Genomic DNA, 14,395 nt, shown 5'->3' on the forward strand with positions numbered 1-14,395 from the left:
ATCGACGCTTTAGCTCCTCACCCTGAGGAGCCTGCGCAGCAGGCGTCTCGAAGGGCGAGGCCCGGATCAAGAGGCGGGCCTGCATGGTTCGAGGCGCGCGCAAGAGCGCGCTCCTCACCATGAGGGGAGAGGGCCTCAGTGCGCCGCCGACGCCGACTTCTTGCTCGCGACCGGCTTCGGCGCAGGCTTCGCGTTGGCCTGCGGGGCGCTGTCCCAGCCGCCGTTCGGGGCCGCAACGTTGACGGCGTCGTCGGGCTGCGGCTCGGCGCTGAAGGTCTGGATCGCGAGCTTGGCGGCGGCGAGCGATTGCGGGTCGAGCCGCTTGGCGACGTCGTCGCGCTTGGTTGCTGCGTCGGCGTCACCCTGGGTGGCGGCGAGTGTGAACCATTTGTAGGATTCGGCGAGGTTCTGTTCGACGCCGATGCCGCGGGCATAGAGGATGCCGAGGTTGAACTGGCTGTCGGCGACGCCGCGATCGGCGGCCTTCCGGAACCACAGTGCCGCGCTCTTGTAATTGGCGCCGCGTCCGCCGCCGTCGGCATCGAGCACCGCGAGGTTGTGCATCGCCTTGGCGTTGCCGCGCTCGGCGGCTTGCGTGTAGTAGCGGCGGGCGATGTCGGCGTCCTTCTTCACGCCGAGACCCTTTTCGTAGAGTGTCCCGAGGCGGAAGGTTGCGGGCACCACGCCGGCCTGTGCCGCGCGGTCGTACCATTTGGCGGCTTCGTCGTAATTCGCGGCCACGCCCTTGCCCTCGGCAAAGCGCACGCCGATCTCGTAGGCCGCGGTCGCATCGCCCTTCATCGCGGCGGTGCGCAAGCCGGGGCCACCGATGCCGTCAGGCAGCTTTTCGCTCGGCGGCACCTGGATCATCGCGAGTTTCGCACGGCTCGTGCCCGACAGCGCGCCGGTGACGTCGCTGGAGGCCGCAGGCGGGGTTGGCGCCGCGGTTTGCGGGATTTCGACCGAAGCGGTGCCGCTCGGGCTCGTCACGGGCCCCGGCGCGGCATTGTTCTGCGACTGTTTTCCGATCGGGGTCGGCGAGGTCATCGACGGCGTGACCTGCTCGGGCGTGGCGGGCTTGTTCTCGACCGGCGGCGGAGCCTGCGGCGCGGGCGCGGGTGACGAATTCTCCATCGCCTGCGGCGACGGCGACGGGCTGCTGCCATCGAGCAGGTTCATCGCCATCTTGAAGGTGCCGAGCACGATCACGACCACGCTCGCGCCGACCAGCAGCGAGCGGATCTTCGAGGTGATGGTCGAGCCACCTTCCTGGCCCTTGTCCTTGGCGCGGGCGATTGCGGCCTTGGCGCCACGGGCCGGCTTCTCGGGCGGCTGCGCGGCGGCGGCCTGGGCTGCGCGGCGCGCGGCGGCGATGAAGCTCGACGACGACACCGGCTCCTTCGGCGCGGCCGGGATTTCGCTGATTGCGCTTTCGGACGCGGCAATGCGCTCGGAAGGCGTGGCGATGCGTGCACCCGGCCGGGTGCCCGGCTCGAGCGGATGATCCGGCGGCAGTTCGGGCGCAAGCGCGGCGCGCGTGGGCGCCGTATGCGGCTCCAGGATTTCGCTGATCGCGCGTGGCGGAAGCGGCGGTGCCATCGGCATCGGCATCGGCGGCGGCGGCGCCGCCGGCGCGGCGGCATGGAATTCGCGCGGCGCGGCGGCGAAGGCGGCTTGCGCCGCCTGCGCGGCGGCCGGATTGGGCAGCTCGGGCTTCGGATCGTATTTCGGGTGCTGCTGTTGCTGCGGCCGCGGCTCGTGCGCCATCGGCGCGGGCGCCATGGGAGCGGCCATCGGCATCGGCTGCGGCGCTGGGGCGGGCGGCGCGGTGCGCACATTGCGCAGATCGCCCTCGATCATCGAGAGACGATCGACCACGTGGCCAAGTGCGTTGTGGACGGCCTCCAGCGAATCCTGGGTGGTCCGGTTGGTCTCGGCCTGACTGAAGCGGATGTCGGAGAGCTCGCGCTTGACGAGATCGACCATGCCGGACTCGGAAGGCGGCGTGGAGTTGCGGCTCTCGGCCAGCGCGGAATAGGTCGCCTGCTGCCGCTCCAGGTGGCGCAGGATGTCGTGCAGCCCGTCCTCGACGCGGCTGAAATTGCCGTTGCGCGGATCGGAGGCGGCCTCGAGCCGCTCCAGCAGATACGAGACCCGCTGTTCAAGATGAGCAAAGGTCGAAGCCGAGTCGTTGCCGACCTGCATGCGATCGAAACGGTCGGACAGGGCGCGGATCGCGCTTTCGAGCTGCTCGCTGCTCTCGGACGGCTGAGGGCGCTCGCGCGTTTCCAGAGCGGCGGTGAGCGCGGCGATGCGCTGCTCCAGCACCGCAAAACTGTCGCCTTGGCCGGACGCGCGGGTGACCTGGTCGACCTTGGACGACAGCAGCTGCACGTCGTCCGAGAGCCGTGCCAGCGCATCGTTGGAGGCGACGTTGGAGACGATGCCGCGCAGCGCCGAGATCGCGCCCTCGAGCTGGCGGACCGTCGAGGGATCGTCATTGGCGCGCAGGATCAGATCGAGCTTGGCGCCGAGATTGCGGATCGCCTCGTCATAGCCGGTGAGCTGCTCGGCCGGCGTCAGCGTGCGGAGCACCTGCTTGATCTCGGACAGCGCGTGCTCGATGCCGGACAGGACCTGACCGTCGGTGCCGTTGGAGCGGGTCTCGTCGATGCGCCGATGCAGCGAGCGGATCTCGTTCTCGATCGATTCGATCGCCCGGCGCGGCATCGCCTCGGTGATGGCGTTGCGGATCTCCGCAAGCTCGCTGCGGAAACTGTTGATCGCCTGCTCGGTATTGTCAGGACGCTGGAGCGATTCGATCTGGCTCGTGATCTTGAGCAGATGGCGCTCGAGCGCGGAGAAATCCGGCCCCGGCTGCGGTGGCGGCGGAGCGTAGGCAGGCGGCGCGGGGGGCGCGTAAGGAGCTGCCGCAGGCGCGATCGAGGGTGCTGCGCGCGGCGGCATCTGCCTGGGCGTAAAGCCGTCGAGCTCGCTCTGCCGTGCCGTGATCTCGGCGACCGCGACGTCGAACGAAGCGGGGCTCAGGGGCGGTGAGCTGCGATAGACCTGCGCTACCGCACGCTCGACCGCATCGGCCTGACGCTGGCGCGTTTCAACGGGAGCCTGTCGTGGTGCCGGAGCCTGCTGCGGCTTCGAGATTTGCGACAGCCTTGCATCGAGCCGCGAGATCGCGTCGTTGAGCTGGCGCGCAACGCCCTGCTCGCGCGACACGTCTGGTCGCGAAGTGTCTTGCCGCGAAGTGTCTTGCCGCGAAGTGTCTTGTCGCGAAGGATCTTGGCGCGAAGAATCTTGCCGCGGCGCCGGCTTCGAAATCCGTTCGATCTGCTGGGTGATGGCGTCGAGCCGCTGGTGGATGTCGGCGACTTCGCGGCTTTCCTGGCTCGGCACGTGACTCGGTGCTTGACTCGGGACGTGCTGGGCTTGCGGACGCTGGTCGTAGAGTCCGCGAAAGTTTGGCGGCGCGGTCTCGCCGAGCGTGGAGTTCAGCCAATCGTTGAGTGACATGCCGGCGCGACGCGCAGCAGCTTCGGCCCGCTCCCGGACGGAGGGATCGATGCCGTCAACACTCCACGATACGCGCGAATTCATGACTCTGTCCGGTCCCGACTCCGGCGCCTCACCCGGCGCCTCCAGCCTCCCCACGCGTGCCCGTTGCAAAGACAATCGAATTTCGCGTGGGTCGTCTGCCTCGAAAACCGACTTTTGTCTGTTACGGTAAATAACGGGTTAAGGAACCCGTTGACGGTGTCTTAAAGTTGGGCGGCGGTGTGCGACACCCACCGCTGTCATGCTCCGCGAAAGCGGGGCATCCAGTACGCCGCAGCCCCTCGATTCAGCCGCGCAGCCTCTGGAATGCTGGATCGCCCGCCTTCTGTTTAGACCGGACAGATCACTGACAGGTGTTCGGAGACATTAGCTGACACATCAAACTGGGCTGGAATGGTCGACTCGCTCAGCCCTTGCCCTCGCGCTTGCCGTCCTCCAGCGGCACCACGGTGCCGCTTGCGCTCATCGCCGACAGGGCCTCGAGCGCCTCTTCGCAGAAATCGGCCACCATCTGCTCATGCCGGGCGCCGAGCTGAAGCAGCAGCAGGTTACCGACCGGTCAGCTGGCGATAGTCGTGAGGCATACGAACGCCTTAAACAACTTCGCTCACGCTAATTAGTCTTGTTATTGAACTTTTAAAGCGATAGAACTTCCCGCAATCAAGGGATCAACATGAGCTTCAAAAACGCGATCAAACTCATCTTTGCTGCCGCGGTGGCGGCAAGCGCTCTTTCCACGTCTCTCACGCATGGCCAGGGGACCACAAAAATGACTGAGCAACAGAAGGCGCTAACCACCGATAAGTCCGTGCCCGGCTATTGGCGGGTCACGCTGAATAACCCTCCCATCAATACTATTACCGATCGCATGTACGATGAGTTCTATGATCTGGTGGGTGAAATCGAAGCTGACCAGTCGCTCAAGGTCGTCAGCTTCGAGAGCGCCAATCCGGACTTCTTCATTGCCCATTACAGTACTGCTGAGCCGCGTAGCCGGTTCGGTGTGCCGCGCTGGATCGAGGCAGCCGATCGTCTCTCCAAGAGCAGTGTGCTGAGCATTGCCGTTGTGCGTGGCCGCGCGCGTGGTGGCGGAAGTGAATTCACCATGGGCTGCGATATCCGGTTTGCCAGCCGGGAAAAAGCGATCTTCGGCCAACCCGAGGTCGGCACTGGACTGATCCCGGGTGGCGGCGCACTTGACAGGCTGCCGCTTCTCGTGGGCCGTGCGCGAGCGATTGAGATCATCCTTGGGGCGGATGATTACGACGCCGACACCGCCGAACGGTACGGCTGGATCAATCGGGCAATTCCTGATGCTGAACTTGACGCGTTCGTGGCGAATTACGTCCGCCGTGTCCTCTCGTTCGACAAACAAGCCTTGAGCACTGCGAAGGCAGCTATCAATCGAACTGGCTTGGCCGATCCGGTACAGTTGAAGGCCATACAGGACACCTTTTTCACGTCATTCGCGTGGGATGGCGCAAAGAAGCGCATTCCGATCGTGATCCAGCGGGGAATAGGAAAGCCCGGCGAGTTCGAGCTGAATCTGGGAAAGAACGTCGGAAATCTGGTTTCTGAGTCCAAGTGATCACCGACTGCCTTCGACACTCGATCATGGAGTGGCGCTTTGTCGAAGCGCCACTCCACTCAATATCAGAATTCCCAGAGGCCGCAGACCGGTTCACGTGCAACGAACTTACGACCAAGATTTTCAAGAACAGTCAGCGGACTTCTTCGAAGGACGGGATATTGAAAGTACAAGTCGTCAGGCTATCGTATCTGGCATTAATTCCTGTCCAGGCGACACCGGCGAGAAGGAGATCAGTCCATGCAGCGGAAAAGTTGGGCCTCGTACGAGTGCCCCATGGCCCGCTCCGTTGACGTCATTGGCGACTGGGGCAGTTTGATGATCCTGCGGCAAGCCTTCGGGGGCACGACCCGATTCGACGATTTCCAGAAGGAGCTGGAGATCTCGCGGAACCTGCTGACCGCGCGACTGAAGAAACTCGTCGCCTGTGGCATTCTCGAACGCCGGCCGATCGCCGAGGAAGCGCGGCGGCACGAGTACGTTCTGACCGAAATGGGCAAGGATCTCTTTGCGACCATCATCGCACTCCGCCAATGGGGCGATCGATGGCTGTTCCGGCCCGATCCGCCGCCTATTCGAATGCTTGACGGCGTCGACGGCAGCGAACTGGAGCCGATAAAGGTCCGCTCCTCCCATGGGCGCGAGATCACGCTTGCCGATATTCGCTTGCGCCGGCGCGCCGCGGGCAAGCCGAAGGCTCGGGCCGGCAACCGCTAATTCACGCCGGCGCCGCGACGGGGCTTGTCAACATTCATTCATGCGCATAAAAGTTCAATAATGAGACTAATTGGTCGGGCGACCTAGAGCGAGGAGAATGAGATGCGGGCAGCGTATATCACCGGCTATGGCGACAACTCCGTGGTCACCTGCGGGGAGGTCAGCGACCCCGTTCCGGGCGCCGACGAGGCGCTGCTCGAGGTTCGGGCGGCCGGTGCGAATCCCGTCGAGATCGCCATGCGCCAGGGTCTATTCCATGCCGCCCTTCCATTCACCTTTCCGCAGGTGATGGGCTACGACGTCGCGGGCGTCGTTGTCTCCGCGCCCTCGGGCGGGGCGTTCAAGGCAGGCGACGAGGTTTACGCCCGCCTGCCTAACCGGCGTCCCGGCGCCTATGCCGAGCGCGCAGCCGTTCCACTCAGTCTTCTGGCCCACAAGCCGCGCACCCTTTCCTTCGAGGAGGCGGCGAGCCTACCGACGGTCGCCTTGACCACCTGGCAGGCATTCGTGGAGCGCGCGCGGCTCAAGGCCGGCGAAAGCATGTTGATCCAGGCAGGGGCGGGCGGCGTCGGCGCCTTCGCCATCCAGCTCGCCAAGCACCTCGGGGCCTACGTCGTTGCGACGGGCGGACCGCACAGCCAGACGTTCATGGCTGGGCTCGGAGCGGACCGCACGATCGACTACACAACCGAAAGCTTCGAGGCTGCCGGCCCGTTCGACGTGGTCTATGACGGCGTGTGCGGTCCGCTGACCGAGCGTGGCATCGACACCCTGCGCGAAGGCGGCCGCTATGTCGGCCTCGTGCGCACCGCCGACGCCCAGAGCTATCGCGAACTAGGCTTCCCGCCTCCCGTGGCCGAGCAAGCTTCGGCGGGCGTTCGACCGTTCATCGAGCGCGCCGCCGCCCGCAAGGCGGAGTTCCATGGCCCTCTCACCCGGCCGGACGGCGCTCAACTGGCGGAGATCGCGGCCCTGATCGACACCGGCGCCATCCGCGCCTCCGTGAGCGCGACCTATGGTCTCGATCAGCTCCCTGCCGCCTACCAGAGTCTAGTCGGCGGACACACGCGCGGGAAGCTCGTCATCGTCCCCTGAGGCAAGGGTCAGGGCTGATCCGTGCTGGTTGATCGTCGCTTTGCAGGTGCTCAGCGGCTGTTGGTCGAACGACAGGATGCGTCGCACGAAGTTCGCGATGAACTTATCCACGTGGGCCTCGGGGATGGCTCGGTTTGAGTCCGTGACCTAGCGGCCTCAGCCCTTGCCCTCGCGCTTGCCGTCCTCAAGCGGCACCACGGTGCCGCCAGCGCTCATCGCCGACAGGGCCTCGAGCGCCTCTTCGCAGAAATCGGCCACCATCTGCTCATGCCGGGCGCCGAGCTGAAGCAGGAGGAGATTACCGAGGTCGAGCACGCCGGACGCCGCCCCTTCGGGAAAGCGCTTCTTCAGGATGCGCTCGTAGTTCTCGTGGCGATCGCGGTGATGCTCGAGCCGGGCCATCAGGTCGGTGCGCATGGGCTCGAGGCCGATGCTGTCGAGTGCATGCAGCCGCACCAGGAGGTCGTCCTTGATGGAGGGGGGCGTGCTTGGCCGCGCGGCCCAGTGCCGCAGCGCTGTTCGGCCCTCCGGAGTCAGCGTATAGATCAGTTTATTGGGTTTGCCGGTCTGCACGACCTCGCGGCCCTGGATGTAGCCGCGGTCGCGCAGCTTGGAGAGCTCGCGGTAGATCTGCTGGTGGTCGGCCTTCCAGAAGAAGCCGATCGAGGAATCGAATGTCTTGGCGAGCTCGTAGCCCGTCATCGGACGTTCCGTCAGGCATGCGAGGATTGCGTCGCCCAGTGCCACAACCGGTCCTCCTGTTCTCGACCTTAACCAATTGGCTTGACTTTATGCGCATCGGCGCATATGCGTCAATGTGCATATGAGGCGACCCAAGAACGAGGGCAAACATCGCCCCGAAAATCCCAGTGGAATCAACCTTCGCGCTACTGTGCATGGGGTTGTTTTCGCGTTTTTTTGCCGAAGCCTTTAGGGAGGCAGCTGAATGACCGGCCTCGAGTCCTGGTACGGCTACATAAAGTCGCATGACCGGGCAGCGCTCTGGGACCTGCTCCATCCCGACGCAATCTTCGAAAGCCCTGTCGTGCACGCGCCGCAGCGCGGCCGCGACATCACCTTCAAATATCTCGCCAGCGCCGAGAAGGTGCTTGGCGGTCCCGGCTTCATTTATGTCGGCGAATGGAAGAGTGAGAGCGGCGCCGTGCTCGAATTCAAGACCATGATCGACGGCATCGAGATCAACGGCGTCGACATCATCAGTTTCGACGGCGAGGCACGCATCACGCATTTCAAGGTGATGGTGCGGCCGCTCAAGGCCATCAACATGCTGCATCGCCTGATGGCGGAGCAGTTGGCCGCCGCTCAATCCTAAGCCAGCATCATCACTTCAAGGCCTGCCGGGAGACCACCATGCCGATCTACAAAGCCCCCGTCGAAGACGTGAACTTCCTGCTCAACGACGTCTTCCAGATCGACCGCTACGACAATCTGGCCGGCTTCTCCGATGCGTCGAGCGACGTGCGTGAAGCCATTCTCGGCGAAGCCGCCAAGCTTGCCGAGGAGGTGCTGCAGCCGCTCAACCGCGTGGGCGATCTCGAAGGCTGCAAGCGCGCCGATGACGGCAGCGTCACCACGCCTAAGGGCTTCAAGGAGGCGTTCAAGCAGGTCGCCGAGGGCGGCTGGCTCGGCCTGTCGGCGCCGACCGAGTTCGGCGGCCAGGGCCTGCCGGTGACGCTGAGCCAGGCGGTCAACGAATTCCAGATCTCCGCCAACATGGCGTTCTCGATGTATGGCGGCCTCACCATGGGCGCGACCGCGGCGCTGATCGTCCACGGCACGCCGGAGCAGAAGCAGACCTATGTGCCGAAGATGGTGGCGGGCGAGTGGACCGGCACCATGAACCTGACCGAGCCGCATTGCGGCACCGACCTCGGCATGCTCCGCACCAAGGCGGTGCGGCAGGCCGACGGCAGCTTCAAGATCACGGGCACCAAGATCTTCATTTCGGCCGGGGAGCATGACCTCGCGCCCAACATCATCCACCTCGTGCTCGCCCGCATCGAGGGCGCGCCCGCCGGCATCAAGGGCGTGTCGCTGTTCGTGGTGCCGAAATTCATGGTCAATGCCGACGGTTCGGTGGGGCAGCGCAACGGCGTCGTCTGCGGCTCGATCGAGCACAAGATGGGCATTCACGGCAATTCCACCTGCGTGATGAATTACGACAACGCCGTGGGCTGGCTGATCGGCGAAGAGAACAAGGGCATGCAGGGCATGTTCGTGATGATGAACGAGGCCCGCCTCGGCGTCGCCGTGCAGGGTCTCGCGCAGTCGGAAGTGGCCTATCAGAACGCGGTCGCCTATGCCCGGGATCGCATCCAGGGCCGTTCGCTCACCGGTGCCAAGGCGCCGGACAAGCCGGCCGATCCGATCATCGTCCATCCCGACGTGCGTCGCACGCTGCTGTCGATCCGCTCCTTCAACGAGGCCGCGCGCGCCTTCGTGATGTGGACCGCGCTGAAGAGCGACGTCGCCCATCGCTCCGAGGATCCCAAGGACCGCCAGGCCGCCGACGATCACATGGGCCTGATGACGCCCGTGCTGAAGGGCTTTCTCACCGATTACGGCTTCGCCAACGCGGTGCAGGCGCAGCAGATGTATGGCGGCCACGGCTACATCGCCGAGCAGGGCATGGAGCAGTTCGTGCGCGATGCCCGCATCGCCATGATCTACGAAGGCGCCAACGGCATCCAGGCGCTCGACCTCGTCGGCCGCAAGCTGCCGCGCGATGGCGGCCGCGCCATCATGGCGTTCTTCGGCGAGGTCATGGCCTTCGCTAAGGAGAACGGCGGCGACGAGGCGATGAAGCCCTTCATCACCCCGCTCTCGGCTTCGCTCGGCCATCTCCAGCAGGCCACGACGTGGCTGATGCAGAACGCGATGGCGAAGCCCGACAATGCCGGAGCCGCCGCGACCGATTACCTAAATCTCTTCGGTTTCGTCGCGCTCGGCTACATGTGGGCGAAGATGGCGAAGGTGACGCAGGCCAAGATTGCCGAGAGCGGGACGACGCCCTATCTCTCGACCAAGCTCGTCACCGGCCGCTTCTTCATGGAGCGGATGCTGCCGGAGACCGCCGCCAATCTCGCGCGCATCCAGGCCGGCTGCGCCACCATCATGGAACTGCCGGCGGAAGCGTTCTGAAGCTGCTTTCGCTGCGACCCGTCCAAAACCAGATCAAGACCAGAAGATCATCACATCAGGAGGGCGTCATGCCTGAGGCATTCATCTACGACCACGTCCGCACCCCGCGCGGCCGCGGCAAGGCGGACGGCGCGCTGCACGAAGTCACCGCGCTCGCGCTCGCGACCGTGCCGCTCAAGGCGCTCAAGGACCGCAACAACCTGCCGGAAGATTCCGTCGATGACGTCATTCTCGGCGTAGTCGATCCGGTCGGCGAAGCCGGCTCCGACATTGCGCGCTTTGCCGCGCTGAAGGCGGGCCTCGGCGAAGCGGTGCCGGGCGTGCAGATCAGCCGCTTCTGCGCCTCCGGCCTCGATGCCGTGAATTTTGCCGCAGCCCAGGTGATGAGCGGCCAGCACGAACTCGTGATCGGCGGCGGCGCCGAATCGATGAGCCGCGTCGGCATCGGCGCCTCCGGCGGCGCGTGGCCGATGGACCCGTCGATGGCAGTGCCGGCCTATTTCATGCCGCAGGGTATCTCGGCCGATCTGATCGCGACCAAATACGGCTTCTCGCGCGACGATGTCGACGCCTATGCGGTGCAGAGCCAGCAGCGCGCGGCGAAATCCTGGGATGAAGGCCGCTTTGACAAGTCGGTCGTCCCGGTGAAGGACATCAACGGCCTCACCATCCTCGCCAAGGACGAGCATATGCGTCCGTCGACGACGATGCAGTCGCTGGCGCAGCTGCAGCCGGCGTTCACGATGATGGCGCAGATGGGCGGCTTCGACGGCGTCGCGGTGCAGTCGCATCCGGAAATCGAGCGCGTCAATTACGTGCACCACGCCGGCAATTCGTCGGGCATCGTCGATGGTGCCGGCGCGGTTCTGCTCGGCAGCAAGGAAGCGGCTAGCAAATACGGCCTGAAGCCGCGTGCAAGAATCCGCGCATTCGCCAATATCGGCTCCGAGCCCGCGATGATGCTGACCGGCCCGGTCGACGTCACTGAAAAGCTGTTTGCGCGCTCCGGCATGAAGAAGTCGGACATCGACCTGTTCGAGCTCAACGAGGCGTTCGCTTCCGTCGTGCTGCGCTACATCCAGGCCTTCGACATCGACAACGCCAAGATCAACGTCAATGGCGGTGCGATCGCGCTCGGCCATCCGCTGGGTGCCACCGGCGCCATGATCCTCGGCACCGTGCTCGACGAGCTCGAGCGCACCAACAAGGCGACTGCACTGGTGACATTGTGCATCGGTGGCGGCATGGGCACTGCCACCATCATCGAACGCGTCTAAGGGTAGGGGAGCAACCAGCATGGCTTACAAGAACTTCAAGGTTGAGACCGATTCCGACGGCATCGCGCTTGTCACCTGGGACATCCCGGGCCGTTCGATGAACGTGCTCGACGAGACCTCGACCAGCGAGCTCGACGCGATCGTCAAGGCGACCACGGCCGATGCTACGGTGAAGGGCGTCGTCATCACCTCCGCCAAGGAAGCGTTCTGCGCGGGTGCCGATCTTTCCATGCTGGAGAGCATGAATCAGGCCTACGCGAAACTGTTCAAGGAGCAGGGCGAGACCGCGGCGAACCAGATGCTGTTCGAGCAGAGCCGGCGCTTCTCGCAGGTGCTGCGCTCGATCGAAACCTCCGGCAAGCCGTGGGCGGCGGCGATCAACGGCCTCGCGCTCGGCGGCGGTTTCGAGATCACGCTGTGCTGTCACTATCGTGTGGCGGCCGACAATCCCAAGACCCGCCTCGGCCTGCCCGAGGTCAAGGTCGGCCTGTTCCCGGGCGCTGGCGGAACGCAGCGCGTGCCGCGCCTGGTGCCGCCGCAGGACGCGATGACGATCCTGCTCAAGGGCGATCCGGTCACGATCGAGAAAGCCAAGGCGCTGAATCTGATCCACGCCATCGTTCCGGCCGCCGATCTCATCAAGGCGGCAAAGGACTGGATCAAGGGCGGCGGCAAGGCCGTCGCGCCCTGGGACGAGAAGGGCTTCAAGCTGCCGGGCGGTCCGGTGTTCTCCAAGGCCGGCATGATGATGTTCCCGGCCGGCAATGCGATCTATCGCCGCGAGACCTACGACAATTATCCGGCTGCGCGCGCGATCATGAGCTGCGTCTACGAGGGCTTGCAGTTGCCGATCGACGCCGCATTGCGGGTGGAGTCGCGCTACTTCACCTCGGTGCTGCGCTCGAAGGAAGCGGCCGCGATGATCCGCAGCCTGTTCCTGTCGATGCAGGAGCTCAATAAGGGTGCGCGCCGTCCGAAGGATGTGCCGCCGACCAAGGTGAAGAAGATCGCCGTGATCGGCGCCGGCTTCATGGGTGCGAGCGTCGGCTATGTCTCGGCCCGTGCCGGTCTCGACGTCGTCCTGATCGATCGCGACCAGGAGAGCGCCGACAAGGGCAAGGCGCATGCGCAAAAGGTGATCGAGGAGCAGATCAAGAAGGGCCGCGCCAAGCCCGGCGACGCAGAAGCCCTGCTCGCGCGCATCACGCCGACGGCGGACTATTCCGCACTGAAGGACGTCGATCTCGTCATCGAGGCCGTGTTCGAAGACCGCAAGGTCAAGGCTGATACCTTTGCCAAGGCGCAGGAGCATATGAAGCCGGACGTGATCTTCGCGTCCAACACCTCGACGCTTCCGATCACCTCGCTGGCGGAATCCTTCAAGGACCAGGGCAGGTTCGTCGGCATCCACTTCTTCTCGCCCGTCGAGAAGATGATGCTGGTCGAGATCATCCAGGGCAAGAACACCGGCGATCTCGCGATCGCGACCGCGCTCGACTACGTCCGGCAGATCGGCAAGACGCCGATCGTCGTCAACGACAGCCGCGGCTTCTTCGCCAATCGCTGCGTCGGCCGCTACGTCGCCGAAGGCAACGAGATGTTCCTCGAGGGCGTGCCGCCCGCGATGATCGAGAACTGCGCCAAGATGGCCGGCATGCCGGTCGGCCCGCTCTCGCTGTCGGACGAGGTCGCGCTCGACCTCGGGCTCAAGATCATGAAGGCGACGGAAGCCGACCTCGGCCCCAACGCCATCAATCCCGATCAGAAGAAGCTGATGGTGGAAATGGTCGAGAAGCAGGGCCGACTGGGCCGCAAGAACAGCAAGGGTTTTTACGACTACCCCGAGAAGGGCAAGGGTCAGAAGAGCCTCTGGCCGGGCCTGTCCGCACTGCAGCCCAAGCAGCTCGATCCTGATACGCTCGACGTCGAGGAGCTGAAGCAGCGCTTCCTGGTGGTGCAGGCGGTGGAGGCCGCGCGCACGGTGGAGGACCACGTCATCACCGATCCGCGCGAGGCGGATGTCGGCTCGATCCTCGGCTTCGGCTTCGCGCCGTTCACCGGCGGCACGCTGTCCTATATCGACTTCATGGGCACGAAGAAGTTCGTCGAGCTCTGTCACAAGCTGGAGGCGAAATACGGCTCGCGCTTTACCCCGCCGAAACTCCTCGAGGAGATGGCCGCGAAGGGAGAAACCTTCTACGGCCGCTTCGCTCCGAACAAGGCGGCGGCGTGATTCTCCGAACCGTAGCCGGGACGAAAATTACGAAAGGCCGGATTCTCGATCCGGCCTTTCGCATGTGCGCTCAGGCCGCCTGGATCAATCCTTCCTTCTTCATCGCTTCCTGCACCTGCGGCCGCGCCGCGACGCGGGTCTTGTACGCGGCAAGGTTCGGCATCGCCGACAGGTCGAACTTCATCCGGTCGGCCCAGGTCAGCATCGTGAAGAGATAACCGTCGGCCACCGTGAACTGCTTGCCCATGAGGTAGTCGCGGCCGGCGAGCTGGCTGTCGATGTATTTCAGCTTGCCCATGACGCGGTCCTTGAAGAAGGCCTTGGCCTCGTCGTTCAGCGCCGGCGCGAACATCGGGCCGAAGCTCTTGTGGACCTCCGAGGTGAGGAAGTTCAGCCATTCGAGCAGCTTGTAGCGCTCGGAGCTGCCGTGGGCCGGCGCCAGCGCCTTGGCCGAGGCCTGATCGGCGATCATCTGGACAATCACCGGGCCTTCGGTCACGATCTCTCCGCTATCGAGGCCCAGCGCAGGGACCTGGCCCTTGGGGTTCAGCTTCAGATAATCCTCACCGTTTTCGAGCTTCTTGGCCCGGATATCGACCTTGACCAGTTCATAAGGCAGGCCGGCTTCCAGCAGCGCGATATGGGGGGATAGCGAGCAGGCACCGGGCGAATAGTACAATTTCATGGAATTTCCTCCTCTTGTTGCTTGGTTCAGGCGAAAGAACGACTACATGCATCTGCTTGAAATAGTCA

The 14,395-nt window shown here is 64.5% G+C and carries 10 protein-coding genes and 1 pseudogene; 7 read left to right on the plus strand and 4 right to left on the minus strand.

From position 1 onward, the window contains the following. Positions 1-135: 135 nt before the first annotated feature. Together ABIB91_RS04175 and ABIB91_RS04180 are read right to left on the minus strand one after the other, a co-directional pair. Positions 136-3,612, minus strand: coding sequence for a hypothetical protein (locus ABIB91_RS04175; protein WP_354159730.1), 3,477 nt, complete (start codon positions 3,610-3,612; stop codon positions 136-138). A 364-nt stretch (positions 3,613-3,976) separates the two neighbouring features. Beyond that, positions 3,977-4,126: pseudogene (locus tag ABIB91_RS04180) on the minus strand (PadR family transcriptional regulator); the annotation flags it as partial. 117 nt (positions 4,127-4,243) lie between these two features. Between ABIB91_RS04180 and ABIB91_RS04185 the strand changes: the two are divergent. From ABIB91_RS04185 to ABIB91_RS04195, 3 genes are all read left to right on the plus strand, one after another. Beyond that, positions 4,244-5,158, plus strand: coding sequence for an enoyl-CoA hydratase/isomerase family protein (locus ABIB91_RS04185; protein ID WP_354159728.1), 915 nt, complete (start codon positions 4,244-4,246; stop codon positions 5,156-5,158). 276 nt (positions 5,159-5,434) lie between these two features. Next, positions 5,435-5,875: a winged helix-turn-helix transcriptional regulator gene (locus ABIB91_RS04190; RefSeq protein WP_354159726.1), complete on the plus strand. Its 441-nt coding sequence runs from the start codon at positions 5,435-5,437 to the stop codon at positions 5,873-5,875. Between the two features lie 102 nt (positions 5,876-5,977). Next, on the plus strand, positions 5,978-6,970 hold the full coding sequence (locus ABIB91_RS04195; protein ID WP_354159724.1) for an NADP-dependent oxidoreductase: 993 nt from the start codon (positions 5,978-5,980) through the stop codon (positions 6,968-6,970). A gap of 156 nt (positions 6,971-7,126) precedes the next feature. On the opposite strand, the gene ABIB91_RS04200 is transcribed toward ABIB91_RS04195, so the two are convergent. After that, positions 7,127-7,717 carry a PadR family transcriptional regulator gene (locus ABIB91_RS04200; RefSeq protein WP_007599404.1) on the minus strand — a complete coding sequence of 197 codons (591 nt, stop codon included), beginning with the start codon at positions 7,715-7,717 and terminating at the stop codon, positions 7,127-7,129. A gap of 199 nt (positions 7,718-7,916) precedes the next feature. On the opposite strand from ABIB91_RS04200, the gene ABIB91_RS04205 reads away from it, so the two are divergent. From ABIB91_RS04205 to ABIB91_RS04220, 4 genes are all read left to right on the plus strand, one after another. Further along, entirely contained in the window at positions 7,917-8,303 is a 387-nt protein-coding gene (locus tag ABIB91_RS04205; protein WP_354159722.1) for a nuclear transport factor 2-like protein, read from the plus strand. A gap of 38 nt (positions 8,304-8,341) precedes the next feature. Beyond that, positions 8,342-10,132 carry an acyl-CoA dehydrogenase C-terminal domain-containing protein gene (locus ABIB91_RS04210; protein ID WP_354127137.1) on the plus strand — a complete coding sequence of 597 codons (1,791 nt, stop codon included), beginning with the start codon at positions 8,342-8,344 and terminating at the stop codon, positions 10,130-10,132. A gap of 68 nt (positions 10,133-10,200) precedes the next feature. After that, complete coding sequence (locus ABIB91_RS04215; protein WP_354159719.1) at positions 10,201-11,409, plus strand: acetyl-CoA C-acetyltransferase; 1,209 nt, start codon at positions 10,201-10,203, stop codon at positions 11,407-11,409. Between the two features lie 19 nt (positions 11,410-11,428). Continuing rightward, positions 11,429-13,642 carry an FAD-dependent oxidoreductase gene (locus ABIB91_RS04220; protein WP_354159717.1) on the plus strand — a complete coding sequence of 738 codons (2,214 nt, stop codon included), beginning with the start codon at positions 11,429-11,431 and terminating at the stop codon, positions 13,640-13,642. 70 nt (positions 13,643-13,712) lie between these two features. On the opposite strand, the gene gstA is transcribed toward ABIB91_RS04220, so the two are convergent. Then, entirely contained in the window at positions 13,713-14,327 is a 615-nt protein-coding gene (gene gstA, locus ABIB91_RS04225) for a glutathione transferase GstA (protein ID WP_007599415.1), read from the minus strand. Between the last annotated feature and the right edge of the window lie 68 nt (positions 14,328-14,395).

The sequence above is a fragment of the Bradyrhizobium sp. JR4.3 genome (assembly GCF_040547695.1).
Classification (GTDB): Bacteria; Pseudomonadota; Alphaproteobacteria; order Rhizobiales; family Xanthobacteraceae; genus Bradyrhizobium; species Bradyrhizobium canariense.

What these genes read in the sequence shown, in the direction of transcription:
- ABIB91_RS04220 (WP_354159717.1), top strand. Translation starts at nt 11,429, where the DNA reads ATGGCTTACAAGAACTTCAAGGTTGAGACCGATTCCGACGGCATCGCG.
- ABIB91_RS04215 (WP_354159719.1), top strand. Translation starts at nt 10,201, where the DNA reads ATGCCTGAGGCATTCATCTACGACCACGTCCGCACCCCGCGCGGCCGC.
- ABIB91_RS04210 (WP_354127137.1), top strand. Translation starts at nt 8,342, where the DNA reads ATGCCGATCTACAAAGCCCCCGTCGAAGACGTGAACTTCCTGCTCAAC.
- ABIB91_RS04185 (WP_354159728.1), top strand. Translation starts at nt 4,244, where the DNA reads ATGAGCTTCAAAAACGCGATCAAACTCATCTTTGCTGCCGCGGTGGCG.
- ABIB91_RS04205 (WP_354159722.1), top strand. Translation starts at nt 7,917, where the DNA reads ATGACCGGCCTCGAGTCCTGGTACGGCTACATAAAGTCGCATGACCGG.
- ABIB91_RS04190 (WP_354159726.1), top strand. Translation starts at nt 5,435, where the DNA reads ATGGCCCGCTCCGTTGACGTCATTGGCGACTGGGGCAGTTTGATGATC.
- ABIB91_RS04175 (WP_354159730.1), bottom strand. Translation starts at nt 3,612, where the DNA reads ATGAATTCGCGCGTATCGTGGAGTGTTGACGGCATCGATCCCTCCGTC.
- gstA (WP_007599415.1), bottom strand. Translation starts at nt 14,327, where the DNA reads ATGAAATTGTACTATTCGCCCGGTGCCTGCTCGCTATCCCCCCATATC.
- ABIB91_RS04195 (WP_354159724.1), top strand. Translation starts at nt 5,978, where the DNA reads ATGCGGGCAGCGTATATCACCGGCTATGGCGACAACTCCGTGGTCACC.